The organism is Nocardia sp. NPDC051463 (assembly GCF_040681975.1).
In the GTDB taxonomy this organism is placed as follows: domain Bacteria; phylum Actinomycetota; class Actinomycetes; order Mycobacteriales; family Mycobacteriaceae; genus Nocardia.
This window is the reverse complement of sequence record NZ_JBFBAB010000009.1, coordinates 108,828-132,652: the sequence shown is the minus strand read 5'-3', so window position 1 is coordinate 132,652 and position 23,825 is coordinate 108,828. Positions and strand designations below refer to the sequence as shown.

21 protein-coding genes are annotated in these 23,825 nt (G+C 65.6%); 9 read left to right on the top strand and 12 right to left on the bottom strand.

The window, feature by feature from the left end; translation table 11 throughout:
* Positions 1–12: 12 nt before the first annotated feature.
* The 3 genes from AB0M74_RS15165 (at position 13) to AB0M74_RS15155 (ending at position 2,983) form a co-directional block, all read left to right on the top strand.
* Entirely contained in the window at positions 13–381 is a 369-nt protein-coding gene (locus tag AB0M74_RS15165) for a hypothetical protein (RefSeq protein WP_364906871.1), read from the top strand.
* 102 nt (positions 382–483) lie between these two features.
* Positions 484–1,695 carry an FxsB family cyclophane-forming radical SAM/SPASM peptide maturase gene (locus tag AB0M74_RS15160; protein ID WP_364906868.1) on the top strand — a complete coding sequence of 404 codons (1,212 nt, stop codon included), beginning with the start codon at positions 484–486 and terminating at the stop codon, positions 1,693–1,695.
* A gap of 10 nt (positions 1,696–1,705) precedes the next feature.
* Positions 1,706–2,983 (top strand): MFS transporter, encoded by a 1,278-nt coding sequence (locus AB0M74_RS15155; protein WP_364906865.1) that lies wholly within the window; start codon positions 1,706–1,708, stop codon positions 2,981–2,983.
* Here the strand turns inward: AB0M74_RS15155 and clpB are convergent.
* A complete protein-coding gene (gene clpB / locus AB0M74_RS15150; RefSeq protein ID WP_364907139.1) occupies positions 2,967–5,522 on the bottom strand; it encodes an ATP-dependent chaperone ClpB in 2,556 nt (851 codons plus the stop codon). The two genes, AB0M74_RS15155 and clpB, sit on opposite strands and share 17 nt — an antisense overlap.
* 284 nt (positions 5,523–5,806) lie before the next feature.
* On the opposite strand from clpB, the gene AB0M74_RS15145 reads away from it, so the two are divergent.
* From AB0M74_RS15145 to AB0M74_RS15130, 4 genes are all read left to right on the top strand, one after another.
* Positions 5,807–6,742: an NADP-dependent oxidoreductase gene (locus AB0M74_RS15145; RefSeq protein WP_364906862.1), complete on the top strand. Its 936-nt coding sequence runs from the start codon at positions 5,807–5,809 to the stop codon at positions 6,740–6,742.
* A gap of 311 nt (positions 6,743–7,053) precedes the next feature.
* Positions 7,054–8,217: an FAD-binding oxidoreductase gene (locus AB0M74_RS15140; protein WP_364906859.1), complete on the top strand. Its 1,164-nt coding sequence runs from the start codon at positions 7,054–7,056 to the stop codon at positions 8,215–8,217.
* Between the two features lie 59 nt (positions 8,218–8,276).
* Entirely contained in the window at positions 8,277–9,035 is a 759-nt protein-coding gene (locus AB0M74_RS15135) for an FAD-binding oxidoreductase (protein WP_364907136.1), read from the top strand.
* A 198-nt stretch (positions 9,036–9,233) separates the two neighbouring features.
* Complete coding sequence (locus AB0M74_RS15130) at positions 9,234–11,249, top strand: hypothetical protein (RefSeq protein ID WP_364906856.1); 2,016 nt, start codon at positions 9,234–9,236, stop codon at positions 11,247–11,249.
* 39 nt (positions 11,250–11,288) lie between these two features.
* Here AB0M74_RS15130 and AB0M74_RS15125 read toward each other — a convergent pair whose 3' ends face one another.
* The 5 genes from AB0M74_RS15125 to dnaK form a co-directional block, all read right to left on the bottom strand.
* Positions 11,289–12,458, bottom strand: coding sequence for a globin domain-containing protein (locus tag AB0M74_RS15125; protein WP_364906853.1), 1,170 nt, complete (start codon positions 12,456–12,458; stop codon positions 11,289–11,291).
* A 530-nt stretch (positions 12,459–12,988) separates the two neighbouring features.
* Positions 12,989–13,402, bottom strand: coding sequence for a helix-turn-helix transcriptional regulator (locus AB0M74_RS15120; RefSeq protein ID WP_364906849.1), 414 nt, complete (start codon positions 13,400–13,402; stop codon positions 12,989–12,991).
* Entirely contained in the window at positions 13,402–14,574 is a 1,173-nt protein-coding gene (gene dnaJ, locus AB0M74_RS15115) for a molecular chaperone DnaJ (RefSeq protein WP_364906846.1), read from the bottom strand. Before dnaJ ends, AB0M74_RS15120 begins: the two co-directional genes overlap by 1 nt.
* A gap of 114 nt (positions 14,575–14,688) precedes the next feature.
* On the bottom strand, positions 14,689–15,360 hold the full coding sequence (gene grpE, locus AB0M74_RS15110; RefSeq protein WP_364906843.1) for a nucleotide exchange factor GrpE: 672 nt from the start codon (positions 15,358–15,360) through the stop codon (positions 14,689–14,691).
* Positions 15,357–17,204 carry a molecular chaperone DnaK gene (dnaK, locus tag AB0M74_RS15105; protein WP_364906840.1) on the bottom strand — a complete coding sequence of 616 codons (1,848 nt, stop codon included), beginning with the start codon at positions 17,202–17,204 and terminating at the stop codon, positions 15,357–15,359. Before dnaK ends, grpE begins: the two co-directional genes overlap by 4 nt.
* A 373-nt stretch (positions 17,205–17,577) precedes the next feature.
* Between dnaK and AB0M74_RS15100 the strand changes: the two genes are divergently transcribed.
* Complete coding sequence (locus AB0M74_RS15100) at positions 17,578–17,982, top strand: hypothetical protein (RefSeq protein ID WP_364906837.1); 405 nt, start codon at positions 17,578–17,580, stop codon at positions 17,980–17,982.
* An 842-nt stretch (positions 17,983–18,824) separates the two neighbouring features.
* On the opposite strand, the gene AB0M74_RS15095 is transcribed toward AB0M74_RS15100, so the two are convergent.
* From AB0M74_RS15095 to AB0M74_RS15085, 3 genes are read right to left on the bottom strand one after another with little or no spacing between them, the layout of a single operon-like run.
* Positions 18,825–19,235 carry a hypothetical protein gene (locus tag AB0M74_RS15095; RefSeq protein WP_364906834.1) on the bottom strand — a complete coding sequence of 137 codons (411 nt, stop codon included), beginning with the start codon at positions 19,233–19,235 and terminating at the stop codon, positions 18,825–18,827.
* Complete coding sequence (locus AB0M74_RS15090; RefSeq protein ID WP_364906831.1) at positions 19,186–19,890, bottom strand: Rieske 2Fe-2S domain-containing protein; 705 nt, start codon at positions 19,888–19,890, stop codon at positions 19,186–19,188. Before AB0M74_RS15090 ends, AB0M74_RS15095 begins: the two co-directional genes overlap by 50 nt.
* Positions 19,890–20,363 carry an SRPBCC family protein gene (locus tag AB0M74_RS15085; protein ID WP_364906828.1) on the bottom strand — a complete coding sequence of 158 codons (474 nt, stop codon included), beginning with the start codon at positions 20,361–20,363 and terminating at the stop codon, positions 19,890–19,892. Before AB0M74_RS15085 ends, AB0M74_RS15090 begins: the two co-directional genes overlap by 1 nt.
* A gap of 172 nt (positions 20,364–20,535) precedes the next feature.
* Between AB0M74_RS15085 and AB0M74_RS15080 the strand changes: the two genes are divergently transcribed.
* Entirely contained in the window at positions 20,536–20,967 is a 432-nt protein-coding gene (locus tag AB0M74_RS15080; RefSeq protein ID WP_364906826.1) for a hypothetical protein, read from the top strand.
* A gap of 147 nt (positions 20,968–21,114) precedes the next feature.
* Here the strand turns inward: AB0M74_RS15080 and infA are convergent, their stop codons facing one another.
* The 3 genes from infA to AB0M74_RS15065 form a co-directional block, all read right to left on the bottom strand.
* Positions 21,115–21,339, bottom strand: a complete 225-nt coding sequence (gene infA, locus AB0M74_RS15075) for a translation initiation factor IF-1 (protein ID WP_364906823.1) — start codon at positions 21,337–21,339, stop codon at positions 21,115–21,117.
* Entirely contained in the window at positions 21,336–22,133 is a 798-nt protein-coding gene (locus AB0M74_RS15070; RefSeq protein WP_364906820.1) for a GNAT family N-acetyltransferase, read from the bottom strand. The genes infA and AB0M74_RS15070 overlap by 4 nt, the downstream gene beginning before the upstream one ends.
* 503 nt (positions 22,134–22,636) lie before the next feature.
* Entirely contained in the window at positions 22,637–23,683 is a 1,047-nt protein-coding gene (locus tag AB0M74_RS15065) for an AraC family transcriptional regulator ligand-binding domain-containing protein (protein ID WP_364906818.1), read from the bottom strand.
* Positions 23,684–23,825 lie beyond the last annotated feature (142 nt).

The window sequence follows — 23,825 nt, the reverse complement described above, 5'->3', positions numbered from 1 at the left end:
TAAGGAATCGCCATGACAACAACCCTCACCGCTCCGACCGGCGCCGCGGCCGGAATCGGTCTTGCCGAGCTGGCCGGGAAGCTCTCGACCGGCTCCGCTGTGCATCCCGCGCTGCAGCGTCATCTGACTCCGCGCGTCGACGGCGAAGCCCATGCCTTCAACTCGGCGATCACCAACCCAGCATTCAACTCGGCGATCACCAACCCAGCATTCAACTCGGCGATCACCAACCCAGCATTCAACTCGGCCATCGCCAACCCCGCATTCAACTCGGCGATCACCAACCCAGCATTCAACTCGGCCATCACCAACCCAGCATTCAACTCGGCCATCACCAACGAAGACCACGCCTCCAACTCCTCTCTCAGCTCGAACCTGTAGTCCGACGCAACAGGCTGAAACTCCGGGTGGCCCCGCGCGTCCGTTTCGGCGCGCGGGGCCACCCGGACGAGTCGACTGGACATCGCCAAGGAGGCGAAGAAGATGAATTCCGCGGGCGCATCGTGGCCTACCGTCGGATTGGACGTCGAAGGGTTGCGCCGAATCGGTTGGCAGCCCCTTCCTTTCGTCGAGTACGTCATGAAGATCCACAGTCGCTGCAACCTGGCCTGTGACTACTGCTACGTCTATGAAATGGCGGACCAGAGCTGGCGCGCCCAACCCAAGAACATGGACGATCAGGTATTTACCGACTCCTGCAAAACAATCGCCGAGCATGCGCGTCGCTTCGCATTGCCTGCGGTGAATCTGGTGATGCACGGTGGTGAACCGCTACTCGTCGGACACGAGAAGCTGGAGTACTTCGCCAGGTCCGCGCGCGAGCTGCTGGAGCCGATCACCCAGGTGCGCCTGGGAATCCAGACGAACGGTGTCTTGATCGACGAGGAGTTCCTGCGAATCTGTGACCGTTGGGGCATCCAGGTCGGCGTCAGCCTCGACGGCGATCGCGAGGCCAATGACCGACATCGGAAATATCGCCGTGGCACCGGTAGCTTCGACGATGTCGCGAAAGGGCTGGAGCTACTCATCGGCGGTGACCATCGACATCTGTACTCCGGGCTCCTGTGCACGGTCGATGTCGAGAACGATCCCATCGCAACCTATGAGGCACTAGTTCAATTCGGCCCACCCGCGCTCGATTTTCTTTTGCCCCACGGCAACTGGACCACGCCGCCACCGGCCAAGACGGCAGACGCCACCAACACACCGTACGCAGACTGGCTGATCCCGATCTTCGATCGCTGGTACCACGCCCCTGAAGTGGAGACCAGGGTCCGGCTCTTCGATGTGGTGATCGAACTGCTGCTCGGCGGCAACGCCTCGGCGGAGGCCGTCGGGCTGGCACCGGTCCGCCTGGCGGTGTTCGAGACGGACGGGACCCTGGAACAGGTCGACGAGTTGAAGTCGGCCTTCGCCGGCGCCACCAAGATCGAGCAAACGGCGACCGGCAACCCGCTCGATGAAGCGCTGTGGGATCCACATGTGATCGCTCGGCAGATCGGTATCGAGGCGCTGAGCGACACTTGCCGAGCCTGCCCTCTCCACAATGTCTGCGGCGGCGGACACTATGTGCACCGTTATCGCGAGGGCAGCGGCTTTCGGAATCCCTCGATCTATTGCGCCGATCTCGTGAAGTTGATCCGCCACATCGAATCCCGCATCAGGGCCGACATCACCGCAGCAGCCCTTGGATGATGGTGTTCGATTGAACAGCAAGGGAATTCACACGAACAAGGCGTTCGTATTGCTGTGGTCGGGCAATGTTGTTTCGCTGACCGGCTTCTACGGCATTCGCATCGCCTACCCGCTGCTGGCGCTTTCGGTCACCGGTTCGGTGACGCTCATGGGCTGGGCGGGGTTCGTGATCACGGTGCCGAGCCTGATCTTCCAGATCCCGGCGGGCATCGCAGCGGACTACTGGGATCGGCGGCGCACCTTGCTGATCTGCCAACTGTCCGGACTGACCGCGGCCGGTGTCGCCGCCCTGGTTGTCGTTCTGCGTGTGCCGAACCCAGGGCCGTTCCTCATTGTCGCGGCCTTCGTCGAGGGCACGGCCTATGTCTTCTTCACGCTCAGCGAATTGGGTGCCGTCCGTGACATCGTCGACAGCGAGCAGCGCCCAGCGGCGTTCTCGTTGTTCGAGGCCGAGCAGCCCATCGGCATCGTGCTCGGCCGCGCGCTGGGCGCGACTACCTTTGGTATGGCACGGTGGCTGCCGTTCGTCGCCGATGCCGTCTCGTACCTGTTCTGCCTTGCGACACTGTCGGCGATTCGCGGCAACTTCGCAGCACGAAAGCCGGAAGGTGACCGGCCCCGCGGCGGACGCCGGCGCGCTGCGTGGGAAGGCGTGCGGATCGTATGGGCCGAGCCGTTCCTGCGTGCCTCGACGGTGATCAGCGGGTTGTCGAACATGGTCATCCAGGTCGTCATCCTGCTGCTGATCTTCGAGCTGAGCACCACCGGAGGACCTGCGTGGACGGTCGGCGTCGTACTCGGTGCGGCGGGTGTCGGCGGGGTTCTCGGCTCGTTCGCGGCATCCGGGCTCACCACCCGATTCAGCGCCCACGCCGTCTACCGCGGATCGTTGTGGGTGTGGACGGCGCTGCTGGTGCCGATCGCGGTCAGCTCGAACCCCGCGATCATGGCGGTGTCGTGGTGCGGCGTCGGTGCGGTCGGCACCGTCGTCAATGTCGCGCGGACCCTCTTCCGGGTGCGCGTCATCCCGGAAGACACGCTGGGCAGAGCAGTCGGTGCCGGCAATCTCGTGACCGACGGCGCCGTCGCGCTCGGTGCGCTGCTCGCGGGCTATCTACTGACCGCGCTCGGCGCCGCCGCCACCGGGTGGGCAGTGGTCGGCGCGATGCTCATCCTCGCGATCGGCGGTGGCCTCGTCGGCCGCCGCCGACAGACCCCGCTCGCCGAGGTACCCGGAGGAATCGAGCGATCCTCGGCGAGGGACGCCTCGCTTATTTGCCGACGATGAGACTCTCACCGTTCGATGTCACGCTCACCTTGACCGTATCGCCGTCGGTGATCTCACCAGCCAGCAGTTCCTTGGCCAGAGTGTCGCCGATGGCCTGCTGGATCAGCCTGCGCAGCGGCCGTGCACCATAGACCGGGTCGTAGCCGCGCACCGCGAGCCAGAATCGCGCCGAATCGCTGACATCCAGCTTCAGCCTGCGCTGCGACAGCCGCTTCTGTAGCTGGTCGAGCTGGATGTCGACGATGGATGCCAGCTGCTCCTCATCGAGCGGGTGGAACATGACCACATCGTCGAGGCGGTTGAGGAACTCCGGCTTGAATGCCGCGCGCACCGCGTTCATCACGAGCTCCCGATCGCCGCCCGCCCCGAGGTTCGAGGTGAGGATCAGGATGGTGTTGCGGAAGTCGACCGTGCGGCCTTGGCCGTCGGTCAGCCTGCCCTCGTCGAGCACGGCGAGCAGGATGTCGAAGACATCCGGGTGCGCCTTCTCGATCTCGTCGAACAACACCACGGTGTAGGGCCTGCGCCGTACCGCCTCGGTGAGCTGGCCGCCCTGGTCATAACCGATGTAACCGGGCGGCGCACCGACGAGCCTGGCCACCGCGTGCTTCTCGCTGTACTCGCTCATATCGATGCGGACCATGGCGCGTTCGTCGTCGAACAGGAAGTCCGCCAGCGCCTTCGCCAGCTCCGTCTTACCGACGCCGGTCGGGCCGACGAAGAGGAACGAGCCGGTCGGGCGGTTCGGATCGGCGACGCCGGCGCGTGCCCGTCGCACCGCGTCCGACACTGCCTGCACCGCCTCCAGCTGGCCGACAACACGCCTGCCGAGCTCGTCCTCCATCCGGAGCAGCTTCTGGGTTTCGCCCTCCATCAGCCTGCCGACCGGGATGCCGGTCCAAGCCGACACCACCTCGGCGATGTCGTCGGGACCGACCTCTTCCTTGAGCATCACCTCGCCGTCACCGGCTGCGGCAGAAGCCTTTTCGGCCCCGGCGAGCTGCTTCTCCAGCGCCGGGATGCGGCCGTAGCGCAGCTCGGCGGCCTTGCCGAGGTCGCCGTCGCGCTCGGCGCGCTCGGATTCACCGCGCAGGGTTTCCAGTTCCTCTTTGAGGACCCGGACCTGATCGATCGCGCTCTTCTCGTTCTGCCAGCGGGTCATCAGCTGGTTGAGCTTCTCCCGGTCGTCGGCGAGCTCTTGGCGCAGTTTCTCCAGACGCTGCTTGGAGGCATCGTCGGTTTCCTTGCTCAGCGCGACTTCCTCGATCTCCAGCCGCCGCACCGCGCGCTCGACCTCATCGATTTCGACAGGGCGAGAATCGATTTCCATGCGTAGCCGCGATGCCGACTCGTCGACGAGGTCGATCGCCTTGTCCGGCAGGAACCGGGAGGTGATGTAGCGGTCGCTGAGGGTGGCCGCGGCGACGAGCGCAGAGTCGGTGATGCGCACGCCGTGGTGCACCTCATAGCGCTCCTTGATCCCGCGCAGGATGCCGATGGTGTCCTCCACCGATGGCTCGCCGACCAGCACCTGCTGGAAACGGCGCTCCAGTGCGGCGTCCTTTTCGATGTGCTTGCGGTACTCGTCCAACGTGGTGGCGCCGACCAGCCGCAGCTCACCGCGGGCGAGCATGGGCTTGATCATGTTGCCCGCGTCCATTGCGGATTCACCGGTAGCGCCCGCGCCGACGATGGTGTGCAGCTCATCGATGAATGTGATGATCTGTCCCGCACTGTTCTTGATGTCCTCGAGCACGGCCTTGAGCCGCTCCTCGAACTCGCCGCGGTACTTGGCGCCCGCGACCATCGCGCCGAGATCGAGCGAGACAACAGACTTGCCGCGCAACGACTCCGGCACATCACCCGCCACGATGCGCTGGGCGAGGCCCTCGACTATCGCGGTCTTGCCGACGCCGGGTTCGCCGATGAGCACCGGGTTGTTCTTGGTGCGACGGCTCAGCACCTGCACGACGCGGCGGATTTCGGTGTCACGGCCGATCACCGGGTCGAGCTTGCCCGCGCGAGCCGACTCGGTGAGGTCGGTGGAGTACTTCTCCAGCGCCTGGTAGCTACCCTCGGGGTCCGGGCTCGTCACCCTCGCGCTGCCGCGCACCGTGGTGAACGCCTCGCGCAGCGCGTCCGCGGTGGCGCCGTATTTGATGAGCAACATCGTCACGTCCGAGTCGCCTGCGGCCAGGCCGACCAGGACATGCTCGGTGGAGACATATTCATCGCCCAGCTCGGTGGCCAGGCGCTGGGCGGCCGTGATGGCGGCCAGGGCTTCGCGGCCGAGTTGCGGGGTCGTGGTCGCGCCGGTCGCCCTCGGCAGCCGGTCGACGATGTCTTGTGCCTCGCGACGGACCGTCGCCGGATCTACCGCAACAGCCTTGAGCAAGGGAGCGGCGATGCCGTCGGTTTGATCCAGCAACGCCACCAGCAAGTGCGCCGGACGAATCTCCGGATTACCCGCGGCGGATGCCGCTTGCAGCGCGGCGGTCAACGCCGCCTGGGTCTTGGTGGTGGGATTGAACGAGTCCACGGTCACCTTCCTACTAGTCGATGTGCACGGCACCGAGGGATCGCATACTGCTCGACCGCACGCTGGGTCACGCGGCCCGCTGCCGTTCCTCACCGTTCAACGTGGGAAAGGTTGAGTCTGTTCCGCTCAACTTCAAAATTCTTCCAGCCTCTCGGCTCTCGACAAACGCTACGCCGCGACACCGTCGAATGCGATGAATCACGACGTCGGTGGTGTATGGATACCTACGACGGCGGTTGCCGTCGGATGCGTCACTTCTTCTCCCAATTACAAGGAGCGAACAGATGCGCGCGATCGTGGTACGGAAGTTCGGAGCAACACCCGAGTTGACCGACATGCCGGTGCCCGAGCCCGGCGCAGGCACCGTCCGCGTGCAGTTGGAGGCGGCCGGGGTCAACCCATTCGATCAGCGGATGGCCACCGGATACCTGGACGGGAGGATGCCGCACGACTTTCCGATGATCCTCGGCGTCGACGGCGCGGGCACGGTGTCCGCGGTCGGGCCGGGCGTCAGCAGATTCGCGGTCGGCGACCGGGTGGTCGGCAAGTTCCTGACGTCTCCGGCGGGCCACGGCAGCTTCGCCGAGTACGCGGTGCTGCCGGAGACCGCCGCACTCACCCGAATCCCGGACGGCATCCCGACCGGCGCGGCCGCGGCACTGCCGACCGCGGGCGTCACCGCACAGGACATCGTGGACGCCACCCAGATCACGCCGAACCAGACGGTGCTGGTGGTCGGCGCCACCGGCGGCGTCGGCTCTTTCCTCGTACAACTGTCGAATATGGCGGGCGCCCACGTCATCGCCACCGCGCGCGGCGACGCGGCCGATCAGATGACCCGCCTGGGCGCGGCCGAAACCGTCGACTACACCCAGGGCCCGGTGACCGCCCAGGTCGCGGCCGCTCATCCCGCCGGCGTGGACGTGCTGTTCGACGTGGTGAGCCCGCCCGAAGCATTCGCCGAGCTGACCACGCTGGTCCGCGAAGGCGGCACCGCCTATTCCACCATCTGGTCCGCCGACGAGGCGGCGCTGCGCGAACGCGGCATCAAGGGCGGCAATATCGAATCCTCCGGTGGCGCACCGGAATTGACCCGCCTGCTCAAGCGCGTCGCCGAGGGCGATGTGGTCGTGCCGATCGATGCGATGGTGCCACTGGCCGGGGCCGCGTCGGTGATCGGCGCCAGTGGCGCACGCGGTAAGACAGTGCTGACCATCTAGAAGCGTGTGACGGGTGCGAGCCCGGCCACCGACGAGGGCGTGCCGGTCGTTCGAAGGACCGTCCAACAGATCCACCTAAATGCCGAGCTGATCGCACCCGCGGTCGGCACAAACGTCGGTGCATAATCGCCTGTGACAACCCCTGCCACAGGCCCGTTGTACACAATGTTTGCCCACCGATTACCGTTGGCCGAGCCGTGATGGGCCATACCCACACGACCACGGGATTTTCGGGGATACTTGACCGCGGAGGACCGCCGGTTACGGGTATGTCCTCGGGCAGCAATCAGAGGGAAAGGAAGCTCCACGTCGTGGATGCGCGTTCGGCTGCGCTGGTCCGCGCCAACTTCCGTTCGGTGACCGAGTCTCCGAACGGAGCCGAGCGGTTGATCAGTGCGTTCTATGGTCACCTCTTCGCAGAAAACCCCCCATTACGCGAGCTGTTTCCACCTGCCATGGATATGCAGGCGAAACGACTGGTGACGGCCATCCAGTATGTGCTCGACCACCTGGAGGACTGGGAGCGGGCGCAGAAGTTTCTCGAGCAATTGGCTCGCGACCATCGCAAGTACGGCGTATTGCCGGGGCACTACGATGCCGCGGGCCGGGCGCTGCTGGCGGCTTGTCGTACCTTCAACTACAACAACGGCGTCTGGAATCGCGCGCTCGAGGAGGGCTGGCGCGACATCACCATCCTCATCTCCGCCTCCATGGCCATCGGCGCCAACTCCGACAAGTCGCGCCCGTTCTGGGAAGCGACAGTCGTCGGTCATCGCCGGGTGCTGGAGGACTTGGCGATCGTGCGACTACAGTCCGAGAGCCCGATCCCCTTCCAGGCCGGACAGTACGTGCCGATCGCCTTACCGCAGCGACCGAAGATATGGCGCTATCTCTCGCCCGCGATTCCGGCAAATCCTTACGGCGAGATCGAATTCCATGTCCGTAAGATCCGCGGCGGCTGGGTGAGCCCCGCGATCGTGAACGAGACCCGCGTCGGCGACAAGTGGATGATCGCCAGCCCGCTCGGCGGACTGCACGTCGATCGGGACAGCGGCCGCGACGTGCTGCTGATCGGGTCGGGCACCGGCATCGCCCCGCTGCGTGCCCAGCTCATCGAGATGGGCCAGCGCGGCATCAACCCGCGCGTGCACTTCTTCATCGGCGGCCGCTACCCGTGCGAGTTGTACGACGTGGAGAACATGTGGCAGCTCTCGCAGAGCAATCCATGGCTCACCATCGTCCCGGTCTGCGAACAGAAGACCAACCCGTGGTGGTATCCGCATCCGCCCGCGGATGCGCCCTACGGCATGCACCGGACGCTGATCGGTAATCTCGGTGCAGTGGTCGCGAGCTTCGGTGCGTGGGCGGATCGGCAGATCCAGATCGCCGGATCGGCGCGGATGATCGCCGACACCCGCCGCGCGCTGATAGCGGTGGGCACCCCGGAGTCGATAATCAGCTCCGACCCTGTGTAAACGAGGAGGCTCCGTTGGGGGACTTGCACGGCAACGGTGCTTCGCCCGATCACCGCACACTGCCCGATTTCGACGCACCGCCCGAATGGAAGGCGACCGTCGTCGGCCATCATCGGCTGCGCCACGACCTCGCGGTAATCCGGCTGATCGGCGAGTTCGTGCCGTTCATCGCGGGCCAGTCCGTCGAGGTGCGGGTACCGCAGCAGCCGGGCATGCGGCGAAGATTCTCCCCCGCCCTGCCGCCTTCATTGGACGGCAAGCTCGAATTCCATGTTCGCACCGTGCCGGGCGGCTGGTGCAGCGGCTCCATCGTCGCCGACACCGCACCGGGTGACCAATGGCAGATCACCGCCCCAGCAGGCACTTTCGCCGTCGATCCCGATGGCGACGAGGTGGTGATGATCGCGGGCGGCACCGGCCTCGCCCCGATGCGCGCCCAGATCCTCGACCTGGCCAGGCACGAAGACCCGCCGCCCACCTACCTGTTCATCGGCGGCAACTCCCCGCGCGACCTATACGCCGCCGATATGCTCTTCCTGCTGACCGGCGAATTGCCCTGGCTCACCGTCATCCCGGTGGTGGAAACCCCCGACGATCCTCGCTGGGTCGACGATTGGTACGAACAGTCCCGCGTAGACATCGGCTTCCCGCCCGACGATATGCTCCACGGCACCCTCGCCGACGTGGTGGGCTCACACGGCGCTTTCGCCAACCACCAGGTACTCGTCTGCGGCTCCCCCGCCATGACCCGCGCAACCGTCGACCGACTCATCTCGACCGGAACCCCTTCCGCAAGAATCCAATTCGAAGGGGTCTGACCGCTCAGCAGACTATCGAGTGCGACAGGTGTTGGGCACGGTGGTCGGTCAGCGTGGGTCGAGGCGGGTCATCAGCTCTCGGCATGATTCGGTCATCGCGTGGCTCAGGGCCCGCGCCCTGGATTTGCGCCCGTGTTGGTGTGATCCGGCAAAGTGTCGCGTGTGTTTGCTGGACTTTTCGATATCGACTGGTCGTCGATGCGTCACGCGTACGGTTCGGCCGAGGAGGTCCCGGCGCTGCTGGTGGCCCTGGGCTCCACGGACGCCGTCGAGCGAGATAGCGCCTTGACCAGGTTCTACATTGCCGTTCACGACGAGGGGTGCGTGTACGCGTGTACGACGGCGAGCCTGCCGTTCCTGTTCGAACTGACCATCGACACGACGACCCCGAACTGTGCTGCGGTCATCGAGTTGCTGGTCAGCATCGGGACCGCGTCGGTCGAAAACTGCGATACCGACTATGCCGACGACGTGGATTTCGTTGGCGCCGTCGCAGTGATGCGTGAGCACGCGGAGATGTTTGTTGCGTTCGCCGCCGATCCGGATGCGCAGGTGCGGCGAGCGGCGATACCAGGGCTGGCGCGGTTTATCGATGATGGGCCCCGCGCCGCGGGGCTGTTGCGCGACCGGCTGCTAGCCGAGCTCGGGATCACCGAACGCCTGCTGATCATGGAGGCGATGGCGACACTGGCCCTTCGGATTCCGACAGTGGCCGTCGAGGCGATGGCCTGGTTCGACGCGCTCGCCACCGACGCTTGCGCAGACCCGGAAACCCGGCTCGGGGCGCTGGCCCAGCAAGCTCGCTGCGCCCCGGAGCAGATCGGCCCGGATTTCGTCCCTGCCGCGACTGGCCTGCTGCGCCGAATCGCCGACGCCGCCGCACCACTGCATGATTCGTCGGGACCGAATGCCCCAGCAGTCCCCACGAACAACATAAGTCTGCGAACGGCCGACTGGCACAACGGCGTCCATGCACCGACCGCGCAGCTGCTGGACTCCATACACCAAGCCCTGGGATCGCGGACCGCTGAGCGGACGGAGTTGCTCACCGAGCAGTTGCGGAGCCCGGATCCCCGAATCCGGCTCGACGCGATCCGGATGGCCCGCCCACTGATGGCGTCCTGGCGCGGCGACCACAGCACCCTGATCGTGCTGGTGGCAGACCAACTCGGCGCCGCCGACCTGCAGGTGGCCGCCGAGGCCGCGGCCGTCCTCGACACCTGCCACGCGATCGCCGAACCCGCCCGAGAGACCTTGGCCGAACACGTCGCCGCGCAACGCACAGCGCATGGGCCCGATGTCTGGGCGGCGGCGGATCCGGCGCTGCGCCGGGCTCACCAGAGCGCGGTGTGTGCTCTGGCCCGCCTCGGCGATATCCGGGCCGTGCCCAGCCTGCTGGCAGCATTGGACGGCGAAGTCGATACCTGGCGCGCGATCGAGGTCGCCGGTGACTTGCCACAGGCCGCTGACGAGCTCACGCCTCAGCTGTGCGAGTACTTGCGCCGCGGCGACCTCGCCGCGCATCGGTTCGAGGCGTGCGCAACGCTGTCCGCGCTGGCCGCCCTCGGCGACCCGGCGGCACTGCCGACAATCATCGAAACCCTCACAGCTTCCGTGCACCACGAGCAGCAGTGGGTGATCACGAGATCGGCTTTGGCCGCGCTGACCGCATTCGGCACGGCAGCGGTACCCGCCCTCGCCACGATCCGGACGCTGACGACCGCCTCCGACGATCAGGTGCGCGTCGCCGCCGTCACCGCGCTGTGGGCCGTCGGTCGCGACCGCGAGGAGATGCTGCCGCTGCTGGTGCAACAGCTCGACGGTCCCGACTCTTTCCGGATTACCGAGGCAGCGGACGTACTCACCCAGCTGGGTCCGGCTGCCACGGCCGCCGCGCCGCGCTTGCGGGAACTGATGGCCGCCGACTACGAATGGATACGCGTCCACTGTGCAGCGGCACTCTGGGAGATCGGCGGTCACTCCGAGGCATCGACCGTGCTGGACACACTGCTGCAGGCCTGGGCAGACAATGCCGCAACGGCCAATCACGTCGTCGCGTGCTTAGAACGGATGGGCCCGGCCGCGATATCGGCTCTGCCGCAACTGCGCACAGAGCTGGCCATGAACCGTCGCAGCGGTTGGTCCGCCAGCATCGACAACGACGAAAGCCTCCAGCGTGTCAGTCGTGCGATCATCACCCAGCTCGCCGGATAGGGGTTTCGAGAGTAATCCGGCGCCGCAGGCGCTGCCGAATCAAAACAGCGGGTCGTGGCGAATATTCTTGGTCTGGGTACCCGCTGCCATCAGGCGGAACTTGGTTGTCTGCACCATCGATGGCGATCCGACGATCTGAACGTCGCGATCGGCCCATGACCCGTAGCTGGCGACGACCTTGCCGATCTGTCCGGTCATGCGTGGTTCCAGTCCCGGCCAGATGCGTTCCGGTTCACCGGAGTCCAGGTGCCACCACGGATTTTCGTCGCTCTCGGTCACCGGTGTCACGGTGAGCCACTTATTGGCCACGGCGAGTGCGCTGAGCGTTTCGAGATCGTAGAGGTCACAGGGGTGGTGCCCGCCGACGAATAGGTGCACACGGGGATTGATCCGCCGCTGCGCCATCGCCATGAGCTGGGCACGTAGTGGGGCGAGACCGGTGCCGCAACCGACCATCAGCATCTTGCGCTTGGCGTTGCGTGGGATGCCGAGCCCGCCGAGGGGGGACCCGAGTAGCCACTTGTCGCCGATGTTCGTGTGGCCGACCATCGCCGGGCTGACCCAGCCGCCCATCACGCTACGGATGTGGAATTCGATCTCTCCGTTGGCGTTCGCGGGGATGGCAGGCGACAGGTAGCGCCACATCCGCGGGCGGGACGGTATCTGCACGCTGGTGTACTGGCCTGCCGCGAACTGCATCAACTGGTCCAGTTGCAACCGCACGACGGTCAGGTTGCGCAACACATCGCGACGCTCGATCACGGTTCCGGTCCATACCGCGGGCGTGGTCTCCTTCTCCGCTGCGCCGATCATGGTCTCGCCGATGATGGTCAGGCCTTCGTCCCAGGCCCGCTCCACTTCATCGGTCCACATCTCGGTGCCTGCGAAAATCCGCATCGCGGCCTTCAGAGAATTGGCCACCGCGACGTAATGCTCGGGCCGCACACCGTATTTGCGGTGATCACGGCCGAGTTGGGCCAGGAACGGCAGTAGCTTGTTCGGCTCCTCGAGCCGGTCCAGCGCGTAGGAGATGGCCTTGACCAATCGATCACGCTGTGCATCCATCGCAGCCGGGAAGAATTCTCGGGCGTGTGGGTAATCGGTGAACAAGATCGCATAAAACGAACTGGCCAGTCTTGCGGATCCCCCCTCCTCCGCAGCAACCGCCTTGAACGTGGTTCTGATCAAAGCGACGGTCCGCGAATCCATTTGTGTCACAACCCCATTTCGCACTCGTACACAAACCGAGCCGGCGAGTGAGGTGCTGCGGGACACTCGACAGCAGCCGACGCAACCGAGTGTAGGTGAGGTTTGCCAGCAACGGAATCCTCCGTCGAAACATCACGCGTGAAATTCTCCCGAAACGAGGATCCGAAAGGCGAAACGCCGTAGAAACAGACTGGCAGATCGATAATTTGGGTGAAATCAGTCACAAACTCACTTATTTTGTGAGATCCAATTTGCAAGTTTCATCCCGATCCAGCACATCGAGCGATCACAGGGCAACTCCGAAATGTTGTCCATTACCTAGGGTCAGCAACCTTTACGCACCCCGCCGCCCGGCGACCGACCGAAAATCACTCGACGACCGACCGACCGATCCACCGCGCGAGCCACCGTACGCCCCAACGAATCCGGCATCCCTCCCGCTATCGCCGGGCCTCGACGACATCGGGCCCCGGGCTTCGGTTCATCCGTACTGAACCGAAACACCGGGGCCCGATGGTTGTCAGGAAGTGTCAGCGCCGATGTCGGGGCTGCCACACCACCAATGCGGTACTGCGTTGCGGCGGTGAAAGATCCGGGCGATAGCCCGCGCGCAGCCGCTCCACTTCGGACGCCAATTCGGCGACGTGCTGCCGCAATTCCTCCACCTGATTGGTGAGTTCGATAATGCGTTTGATGCCTGCGAGATTGACGCCCTCGTCCTGGGACAGCCGCTGCACCTCGCGCAGCAGCTCCACGTCCCGTGTCGAGTAGCGTCGACCGCCGCCCGACGTCCGACGTGGCGTAACCAGTCCGAGGCGGTCATAGGTGCGCAGTGTCTGCGCGTGCATGCCCGCCAACTGTGCCGCCACCGAGATCATGAAGACCTGAGCCTCGGTACGGCCCGAGTTGGGCCCACCTGACGCATTCTTCGGATCACCGGACATCACGCACCTGCCCATCCCGCACGTGGATCGAACCCGCTGGTCTTCTCCGCGTCCGCGTAGCGCCGCAGCGCCTCGGAGGCATTGTCGTCCAGCTTCTGTGGCACGGCGACCTTGACGGTGACCAGCAGATCACCCGCGCCGCCGCCAGGACCGCGCTTCGGCACGCCACGACCGCGCACCCGCAGGATGCGGCCGTCCGCGGTGCCGGGAGGCACCTTGACGCCGACGCGCCCCTCCAGTGTGGGCACCGAAACCGTTGTACCCAGCACCAATTCACTGTAACTGACCGGAAGCACCAGGGTCAGATCGTCGCCGTTGCGACCGAAGACCTTGTCCTGGCTGACGTGCACGGTGACGAACAGGTCGCCCGAAGGGGCACCACGCAAGCCCGCCTCGCCCTGTCCGGCCAGCCGGATCTTCTGTCCGTCACTGACACCCGGCGGGATCCGCACCGTGATGGTGCGGGTCCGGTTCTGGATACCGCTGCCGTGGCAGTCGACGCACGGGTCGTCGATGATCGAGCCGGTGCCACGGCATTCGTCGCAGGGTTCACTGAATCCGAACGCGCCCTGGTTGCGGCTGATGACGCCGTTTCCATTGCAGATAGGGCACACTCGGGGACTTGTCCCCGGCTTCGCGCCACTGCCGTGACACGTCGTACACGGTGACGGACTCGTCATCCGCAGCGGCACGGTGACACCCTGCGCGGCTTCACGGAAGCCGAGCGTGGTCTCGGTCTCCACATCGGCGCCACGGCGCGGGCGACTGCCCGCGGTCCGGGTGCCACCACGGTTGAACAGGCCACCGAGGAGGTCGCCCAGACCACCGTCGCCCGCATTCGCCTGACCGAAGATGTCGCCGATATTGAAGTCCTGGGAGAACCCGCCGCCCGCACCGGGGGTGAACCCGCCGCCCCGGCCATACGCACCGCCACCGGCGAAAAGCTTTCGCGTTTCGTCGTATTCCTTGCGTTTGGCCGGATCGGACAGCACGGCGTGCGCCTCGCTGACGGACTTGAAGCGCTCCTCGGCCTTGGTGTCACCGGGATTGGCATCCGGGTGCAAGTCACGAGCGAGCTTGCGATACGCCTTCTTGATCTCGTCCTGGGAGGCGCTGGAGGAAACGCCCAGCTCCTTGTAGAAGTCCTTTTCGATCCACTCCCGTTGACTCACCGGGCATCTCCTCCTCTCACAGTGCTTGCCGTGCGGCTTATCTTGCGGCGCTCCCGGGCCCCTCCGTGGTCACGCTGCGCTACCGCCTCCGGGCCCGTCGCTCGCGCCGCGGCCCTATTGGTTGGGTGTGCCGGCATCGGAACCAGCGTTCGATGGTTCGCTCACCGGTAGATCGGCCACGCCATCGGTTACCCCGACCAGCGCGTGCCGAAGCACCCGATCGCCGAAGCGATAGCCCTTGCGCATGACAACACCGATCACCGGGTCGTGCCCGGAACCTTCGTGCTGCACGGCCTCGTGCAGGGTCGGGTCGAAAGGTTCACCCTCCGAACCGAATTCCTCGAGGCCCTGCTTTGTCAGCGCGTCGGCCAGCTTGTCGGCGACGGCCTTGAGCGGCCCGGTCTCCAGGTCGCCGTGCGCGCGGGCCCGATCGAGATCGTCCAGCACGCCGAGCAATTCGGTCACCACCGCGGCCTTCGCCGCGTCGATGGTCGCCTTGCGGTCGCGCTCGACCCGACGCCGGTAATTGGCGTACTCCGCGGTCAACCGCTGCAGGTCGGCGGTGCGCTCGGCCAGCTCACCGTTGATGCTGTCGGCCAGAATCGCGGCCCCCTCGTCGGCTCCGAGCACGGTGTCGGCACCGTTGCTCCCTTCCGGCCCGGCCGCAGCAGCGTCTGCTGCGGCCGGTTCTCGAATCTCGCCGGTCTCGGGATCAACTTTGCGGTTGTCGACGAAGGTGATCGGCTCTTGTTCGGAGTTACGCTCCCCCGAGTTCCCGTGGGTCACTTCTTCTCCGTGTCGACCGGCTCGTCCACAACTTCGGCATCCACGACCTGGTCATCGTCGGCAGCGCTCGACGCGCCGTTGCCCGAGGCCGCGGACTCCGCCGCCGACGCCTCGTAGATGGCCTGGCCAAGCGCCTGCGACTCGGTCGCCAGCTTCTCGACAGCCGACTTCACCACGGCGATGTCGGTGCCCTTGAGCGCCTCGTTGGCCTCGGCGATGGCCGCCTCGACCTTCTCCTTGACGTCGCCGGGGACCTTGTCCTCGTTCTCCTTGATGAACTTCTCGGTCTGGTGCACCAGCGACTCGGCCTGGTTGCGGGTCTCGGCCTCCTCGCGGCGGGCCTTGTCCTCGGCGGCGTGCGCCTCGGCATCCTTGACCATCCGGTCGATCTCGTCCTTGGACAGGCCGGAGCCGTCCTGGATCTTGATCGTGTTTTCCTTGCCGGTGCCCTTGTCCTTCGCGGTCACGTGCACGATGCCGTTGGCGTCGATGTCGAAGGTGACCTCGATCTGCGGCACGCCACGCGGGGCCGGCGGGATGCCGGTCAGCTCGAAGGAACCGAGCAGCTTGTTGTGCGAGGCGATCTCGCGCTCGCCCTGGAACACCTGGATCTGCACCGACGGCTGGTTGTCATCGGCCGTGGTGAAGGTCTCCGAGCGCTTGGTCGGAATGGTGGTGTTGCGCTCGATGAGCTTGGTCATCACGCCGCCCTTGGTCTCGATGCCCAGCGACAGCGGGGTGACATCGAGCAGCAGGACGTCCTTGACCTCGCCCTTGAGCACACCGGCCTGCAGCGCGGCGCCGACGGCGACGACCTCGTCCGGGTTCACGCCCTTGTTGGGCTCCTGGCCACCGGTCAGTTCCTTGACCAGTTCGGTGACGGCAGGCATACGGGTGGAGCCACCGACGAGCACGACGTGGTCGATGTCCTTGACCGAGATGCCCGCGTCCTTGATCACGGACTGGAACGGCGCACGGGTGCGGTCGAGCAGGTCCGAGGTGATCTTCTGGAACTCGGCGCGGGTCAGCTGCTCATCGAGGAACAGCGGGTTCTTGTCCGCGTCGACGGTGATGTAGGGCAGGTTGATCGAGGTGCTCTGCGAGGAGCTCAGCTCGATCTTGGCCTTCTCGGCGGCCTCACGCAGCCGCTGCAGCGCCATCTTGTCTTTGGTCAGGTCGATGCCCGCACTGGCCTTGAACTTGTCGACCAGCCAGGTCACGACGCGCTCGTCCCAGTCGTCACCACCGAGGTGGTTGTCGCCGGAGGTCGCGCGGACCTCGACGACGCCCTCGCCGATTTCCAGCAGCGAGACGTCGAAGGTACCGCCACCGAGGTCGAAGACCAGGATGGTCTGTTCCTTGTCGCCCTTGTCCAGGCCGTACGCGAGTGCGGCGGCGGTGGGCTCGTTGACGATGCGCAGCACATTGAGGCCGGCGATCTGGCCGGCTTCCTTGGTGGCCTGGCGCTGTGCGTCCTCGAAGTAGGCGGGGACGGTGATGACCGCGTCGGTGATCTCCTCACCGAGGTAGGCCTCGGCGTCGCGCTTCAGCTTCATCAGCGTGCGCGCACTGATCTCCTGCGGCGTGTACTTCTTGCCGTCGATCTCGACGCTCCACTCGGTGCCGATGTGGCGCTTGACCGAGCGAATGGTGCGGTCGACGTTCGTGACCGCCTGGTTCTTGGCCGGCTGTCCGACCAATACCTCGCCGTTCTTCGCGAAAGCAACGATCGAGGGGGTGGTGCGCGATCCTTCCGAGTTGGCGACGACGACCGGCTCTCCGCCTTCGAGAACGGCGACGACCGAGTTCGTGGTCCCGAGGTCGATTCCGACCGCACGAGCCATGGTTTTCCTCCTAGTTGACGTAACTACTTGTGTCGGTGCTGGGCAAACGATCGCCCTGCGGCCAGTTGTCCTGTGCCGCGAGACCTGGCCCCAAGCACCTCACGGAGCACGGTCCCAGCAACGCTGAGCGTGGTCGGCTCAATCTTGCACCGGGTTGCCGCCGGGAGTCAACTCAAACTTGAGCCGGAGGCACTCAACGTTGTCGAAATGACTCAACCGACGTCATCACCGCTCTATTCCCGGACCGGACCCAAGATCGTCGGCCGCCACTCTCACCGCCACGGGCATCGCGGGCCAGGAGCGCGCGTCAGTTGACCAACCCCGATCCGGATCCCGTCGTGATCACCACCGACGATCCGGAATCATCGGGACTATGCACCCCGAGCAGCTGCTCGGCTACTGGTCCGAGATGGGCCTCGCCCCAGGACAACCCGAATTCACAGAGATCGGATTCCGCGCCGACGGCACCGGCTGGATCTACTGGTCGAGTTGGAGCGGCGCATTCACAGTGATCCGCTTGGCCTGGCAAGCAACCCCGACCGGACACCTGACCGTCCGAATGCACACCGAGATCTACGGCACGTGGACCGCGGCTCACCGCGTCGAGCAGCGGACCGACATCGATAGCACCAGGACCGTCGCATACGCCGTCACACCAGGTCCGATACTCACACTCGAGCACCCTCTCGACGAAACACTCGGCGGAACCGAATTCAAATTCACGCCAGGCAACACCGACGATCCGACTCTCGACCCACCAAATCAACCTGACCAGTGACATCTCCCCGATGTTCGGCTGACACCACAGGCATTGCGACTCGACGAAGCCCGGCTTGCTCAGCCGCTGATGGAAACCGTGCGCCGCGCGGAGGCCGATGCGGCACAGCAGCTGGAGCAAGCGTGGCAACCGCTTTCGCGCAGTCCAACGATGGAATATCCACGGCCACAACAGGATAGGTATCGGCATCCCACGCGCCGACACAGTAGCCGGCTACGGCAGAGACTTACGCCGACCCTGTCGAGGGCGCTGCGCTGGGTTGGTCCGGTGAGCAAACGTAGAGTTTGTTGTCGATCGTCGCCCAGCTTTCGCTCCTACCCACATACTTGCACCGGTCGATGTCCGACTTGAAGTACCGGCCGTGGGGTCCCATCGGACCGCAGGTGTAGACAGCTGTAATTCTCCCCTGATCCGAGCTGTATTGAACGCAGTCAGGCGCCAACTCGAGGTCTTGCGCCTGGGCAACGGCCGTACCGCACAACAGCATCGGCCCGGCGATCAACAGGCCACTCACGATCTTGTTCAGCACGAAAACTCCTCTCCAGCGAGCACCCCGACCACCTGTCGGGTCGGCTGATACTAACTGCGAACGCGTGATTCGTTGCCGATAAATGCATTGGATCGTGTTGTGGCCGAGCTGGATTCGGCGATGGTAAGGATCGGGGAGCGGTTCACCCGCTCGGAGTCGCGGGCTCGGGCAGGTGAGTATGCATCCGGTCTGGTGCGAGGGTATCGACGTCGGTGTGCGCCGTCAGACCTCGATGCCCCCTGACCACGCTCTATGTCCATGTCGATGACCATGCGATGGCGACGCACTCGCGGCGGTGGTCCGTCGGGCATCGTTACGCGGGCGAGGGAACTCCGTTCTCCGTGGCGACGGGGTGGACCTCGGACACTCGAACCGGCGTCGGAGACGACGGGTAAGTCAGGTGGACCCGGCAGCGGCGGACCGCAGGCGTGCCGAGTCCGTCGAACTCGTAGCGCGACAGCACCTCGTCGAGAGTGACGGTGGTCAGCACTTTGCTGAATTCTCTTGCGATGCAACCGAATGCGCCACGGCCGAAGAGGGCCAGCTGTTCTTCACCCGCCGCATGCCGGTCGGGCAGGTAATCGTCGGGGCGGTGAGCCGATGCTGGATCGCGGTTGAGAGCACCGGGAAACACCCCGATGTAACCGCCGACGGGCACGAGATACCGGCGGCCATCATGTTCGATGCGCAGCGGCACCGTCAGCGCGCGGACCAGCGATGTCACCGGGTTGAGCCGAATCGTTTCGTGGAAGCATCGACCCAGAGATGCCTGTCGTCGCGCCGGTTCGGGCTCGGCCCGCAGTCGGCCGACCAGTTCCTCGCGTTGCAGGATGTCGATGAGTGTCCACCGTCAGATGCCCGAGGTCCACGCTGTTCTCGGTGACCTCCTGCGGATGTCCGCGGTGCCGCAGCGTGGCGTACCGCACCGGCCACCACTCTCGATCGAGCTGGTCTGGCGCGATCACCTCCCATGCCGGCGCGGCACCCCGCGGGTCGTGGAAGACCAGGAGCGCACCGCACACTTCCCGGAGCGGGAGCAGCCCGAGCCGGGCGGCGGGCGGTGGTGACCCGTAGGGCGTTGCGGTGCACGAGCCTTCCGCGTCGAACTCGAAGCCGTGGAACGGGCAGCGCAGATTCTCCCCGGCGACGACACCGCCCCGGCTGAGATGAGCGCCGAGATGCGGGCAGTAGGCTTCCGCTGCCGCGGCACGCCCCCGGCCCGTGCGGAACAGCACAATCTCGCGATCCATGAAACGTCGCGTCAGCACCCTGCCCGCACGCAACTCCCGGCTGAACCCGACCGCGTACCAACCCTGTGGGTACGCGGGCGGAGTCGGTGCGGGCAGTCGGGCGGCGAGCGAATTGTGCTCGCGCTTCATCAGATATCCGCGCCGGTCGGTTTGAACCGCTTGCGCAGGTTGTCGAGCATGGTGACGTGAGCGCGTACGCCGAGGCTGCGGACGGTCGACAGCAGCGGCCACGGCGCTGTCAGCCGCAGTTGTTCGACGACTGTTGTGCCCGAGGTGTGCTCGGTGAACGATGCTCGGGTTTGCACGTGGATCCGCGGGAACTGGTAGGCGTCGACCAGCAGATCGCCGTGCTCGGCGGTTCGGCTGCGAACGCGGTAGGTGATCCGATATGACCACGGTCCGAACGGAATTCGATCGGTGACTCGATAGTTGCTCGATCGAACCCCGTGCTCCTCGGTGTCCGGCAGCTGCTCGACGCCGACGATGAGGGGATGGACCTCGCCCAGCCGGGACAGGTCGCGGTAGAAGGCGCGGACCTCGGCCGGTGGTGCGGGAACCACCTGCGTAAGTGTCGATTCGGCCCGGCGGATTCGCGGCGACATCCGTTCTTCCTTCGATCGGTCACAGGTCCTTGAATTGGACACTGTGTCCGGTAATCATCAGCCAGCATCGCGTTCTCCGCAACTCGAGAGACAACTCCGCGGCGTTCGCACAAACCCGGTCGCCCGCACAGCGCGGCCCCGAGGCCGACACCGGATCACCTACAGTCGATCCATGGTCGCTTTGCGAATCGCGCGGTGGGGACTCCTGGCTGTCGTATTCCTGGCCACGACGGGGTGCCGCGAGCAGGATGTGCCACCGGACGTACCGACCGCAGAGCTCGGTGCCGAATTCACGCTCGCCCCCGGCAATACGATGCGGGTCGACGACGACCGCGTGCGGGTGTCGTTCGACAAAGTGTCACAAGACAGTCGGTGTCCGAAGGATGTCGACTGCGTGTGGGAGGGAGATGCGACCGTCATCGCAACGGTAACCGTCGGTTCCACGCCATCGCGACAGGAACTCCACTCGAACCGGCGCCTCGCTTCCGCGGCAATAGTCGATGGCTACCGAATCGAACTGAAGACCCTCAGCCCCGAACCCCTTAGTAGCCAGTCGATTTCGCCATCCGACTATCGCGTGGCCTTACTCGTCACTCGGGCGTGACCGGTTGCGGGCAGTGCTCCGCCGCTCACCGCCGCCGGTCGTACCCACCGGCGTCCGGCTCACCCCTACTCCGCTCCTGCTCAGACCCACGCGAGTGGCAAGTGCCGCCAGGACGGCACTTGCCACTCACGGGGGTTCAGGGACCGGTTACGTCCGGTAGCGGAAGAGGATCCGGCCGCGGGCCAGATCGTACGGGCTGAGCTCCACCAAGACCCGGTCGAAGGGCATGATCTTGATGTAGTTCTTCCGTATTTTCCCGCTGATGTGTGCGAGCACCCTGTGCCCGTTGGCGAGCTCCACTGTGAAGGTGGCGTTGCGCAGGCACTCCAGCACGGTGCCCTCGATCTCGATGCCCTTGCTCGTCTTTGTCATCGCAGCACCAGTTCCAGGTTGCTGCCGACGCGCCAAGCGCCGATGACGCCGAACAGCGCCGCTGCCGCGGTGTTGGATTCGTTCACCTCGGTGTACGCCGGACCGAACCCGTCCCGGTGCAGGATGCCCAGCGCGTGCGCAAGCAGTGCCCGCGCAACGCCGGTGCGTTGCTCCCCTGCCCGGACCGCGATCAGTCCGATGCGCGGCTGCCGAGTCGCCTGCACCACGCGAATCAGCCCGACATAGCGGCCTGATCGCACCGCGACCGCGTACTTGGACGGGTCGACGACCGTGTCGCCATCCGGGCGGGGCAGAACTTCGGCGGGCATGTCCTGCCAGCCGACGGTCGCCTCGACCTCGTCACGGATCGCCCGGTCCAATGCCCGCAGCGGACCTTCCGCCGCGGCCCCCGCGGCCACCATCGCGACCCCAGGCGGCGGTGCGGCGGCGTCGAGTCCGGTAACCGCGGGGTCGGTGGGCACGGAATACTCCCACTCGCGGCGGCCCAGGGTGAAGCCCGCCCGCCGCCAGCCTGCGGTCAGGTCGGTCTCGACTTCGTCCACCACGGTGTACAGCGGCCGCGGCAGCTCGGCCCGCAGGGCCGCGGCGAGCTGGTCGAATACGGTGGCGTGCCAGGCGTCGACGCTGACGAAGAGCCGTCCGTCCGGCCGCCGGGCCACCTCGCCGCTGCCGACCACCCGGCCGTCCACCGCGGCGTGCCACTGGGTGTCTGCGACCCGCGTGATGATGGCGGCGAGCTCGCCTGATTCGAATGTGAAATGTTGTGAATGCATGGTTGTCGTCTCTCGGGAGTGCCGTTGTTCAGGCGCTCCCGGCGACAACTACGACGTTCGCCCAACCGTGACGGCGAGGGGGAGCACCCACTTCGATGCAGCGTTCATGGGTCTCACCTCCTCGCACGATGTCACGGTCCCGAGAGGCTACCAACCACACCGGCCCACGGGCTACTCCTTTTCGACGTTCTCGACCGTCAACCCGCGTCGTCGGCCGAGAACGTCGAGTCCGAACTCGTCCAGGCACGTGAACGTGCTCACCCGCCCCTACGGGCCCGGAACCCCGGCTGATCGGCACATCCATTCCGGGCGTCGTTGCTGCGCACAATTCGCCGGAACCCAAACAGGTTCCACGCCGCCACAGCCCGAAGCCGATTCAGTTCCTACTGAGAAAGCTTCACCGACAGTGAACACATCTGCTTTGGCGCAGCAATCTATCCGAATGCCTGGATTTCGAGGGCATTGTCGAGGTGCCGAAGAACAAGGGGTTGATCAGATAGTCCTCAGCCCGCGGCGAGGCCGTCGCGAACAGCCAAGGGCGGCATTCCATGCCAGCGCCGAATCGCCCGGCGCAGCGCCCTCTCATCGCTGTAGCCGACGCGGCGGGCGATCGACCGCATCGACAGCTGGGGATCACGCAACAGGGCGAGCGCGCGTTCATGCCGGACTTGCTCGACCTCGGTGCGCCAGGATGTCTCGTGTTCGGCGAGGCGGCGTTGCAGCGTGCGCGGGCTCATCGCCAGCCGCGCGGCCACCGCTTCCAGCGAGACGATGTTCTGCTCGAAGACAATGTCGAGCGCGACCCGGAAAGCGTCATACCAGCGCAGCACCGGTTTGGCGGCGGCCAAGGTCAGGTCGGCATGATGTTGCAGGATCTTCCCGAGACCGGGCTGCGATTGCGGGAGCGGCGCGTGCGCGTCTTCTTCGAGCAGGGTGATCGAATTGACCGGCGCCTCATAGTCGATGCGTGTGGTACCGAAGAACTCGACCAGCCGGCGATGTTCGCGAGGTGCGCGATGCGACAGGCTGACCCGCAATGGAACGATCGGACGGCCGGTGGCCTCGCGCGACCGCTTCAGGAACAGCGCAAGCACGAAGATCTCGATCGCCTCGACGACGTCGGGCACCGCGGGCCCGGTCGCGTGCCCGACGATGAACTGACTGCCGCTGTGCAGCACCCGCGTCCGGTCCGCACCCGGATCGCCGATCACATCCAGATAGTTCAGCGCCTGCGGTGTCGTCTCGATCAGGGTGGCGCCCGTCGTGTACAGGTAATCCCACAGCCCGAGAGTTCCCACCGACGCCTGGTCCGCGACGTGCACTCCGATCGCGGTTCCGGCATCGCTCAGTGTGAGCTGCTCCCACAGCGCGATCATGGTCGGCGTCGATACCCGGGCCAGATCATCGGCCAGCACCTCGGGCCGCAGATCCGGCAGCTGCGCGAACTGACCACGGTTCAGTCCCAGGTCTTGAACGACGCCCGACACCAAGCGGGCCAGGCTGGAGGAGACAGTGCCGTCGTTCGCGGCACGAGATCTGCCCGCAGTCACCAAAATCCTCGATCAATCCACTCTTCGAACCACCCCGGAGCCGCGCGAGATTCGAGAACTCAGCGGCCCTGGAGTTCCGAGTCGACTGTAGCGCCAAGTTCGCTGAGCGTGAGGCCAGTCTCGAAGCGCCCATCGCGACCTC

Bases quoted from the DNA above. Each gene is read 5' to 3' on its own strand.
- AB0M74_RS15165 (WP_364906871.1), top strand. From the start codon at position 13: ATGACAACAACCCTCACCGCTCCGACCGGCGCCGCGGCCGGAATCGGT.
- AB0M74_RS15160 (WP_364906868.1), top strand. From the start codon at position 484: ATGAATTCCGCGGGCGCATCGTGGCCTACCGTCGGATTGGACGTCGAA.
- AB0M74_RS15145 (WP_364906862.1), top strand. From the start codon at position 5,807: ATGCGCGCGATCGTGGTACGGAAGTTCGGAGCAACACCCGAGTTGACC.
- AB0M74_RS15130 (WP_364906856.1), top strand. From the start codon at position 9,234: ATGCGTCACGCGTACGGTTCGGCCGAGGAGGTCCCGGCGCTGCTGGTG.
- AB0M74_RS15125 (WP_364906853.1), bottom strand. From the start codon at position 12,458: ATGGATTCGCGGACCGTCGCTTTGATCAGAACCACGTTCAAGGCGGTT.
- AB0M74_RS15120 (WP_364906849.1), bottom strand. From the start codon at position 13,402: ATGTCCGGTGATCCGAAGAATGCGTCAGGTGGGCCCAACTCGGGCCGT.
- dnaK (WP_364906840.1), bottom strand. From the start codon at position 17,204: ATGGCTCGTGCGGTCGGAATCGACCTCGGGACCACGAACTCGGTCGTC.
- AB0M74_RS15100 (WP_364906837.1), top strand. From the start codon at position 17,578: ATGCACCCCGAGCAGCTGCTCGGCTACTGGTCCGAGATGGGCCTCGCC.
- AB0M74_RS15090 (WP_364906831.1), bottom strand. From the start codon at position 19,890: ATGAAGCGCGAGCACAATTCGCTCGCCGCCCGACTGCCCGCACCGACT.
- AB0M74_RS15085 (WP_364906828.1), bottom strand. From the start codon at position 20,363: ATGTCGCCGCGAATCCGCCGGGCCGAATCGACACTTACGCAGGTGGTT.
- AB0M74_RS15080 (WP_364906826.1), top strand. From the start codon at position 20,536: ATGGTCGCTTTGCGAATCGCGCGGTGGGGACTCCTGGCTGTCGTATTC.
- infA (WP_364906823.1), bottom strand. From the start codon at position 21,339: ATGACAAAGACGAGCAAGGGCATCGAGATCGAGGGCACCGTGCTGGAG.
- AB0M74_RS15070 (WP_364906820.1), bottom strand. From the start codon at position 22,133: ATGCATTCACAACATTTCACATTCGAATCAGGCGAGCTCGCCGCCATC.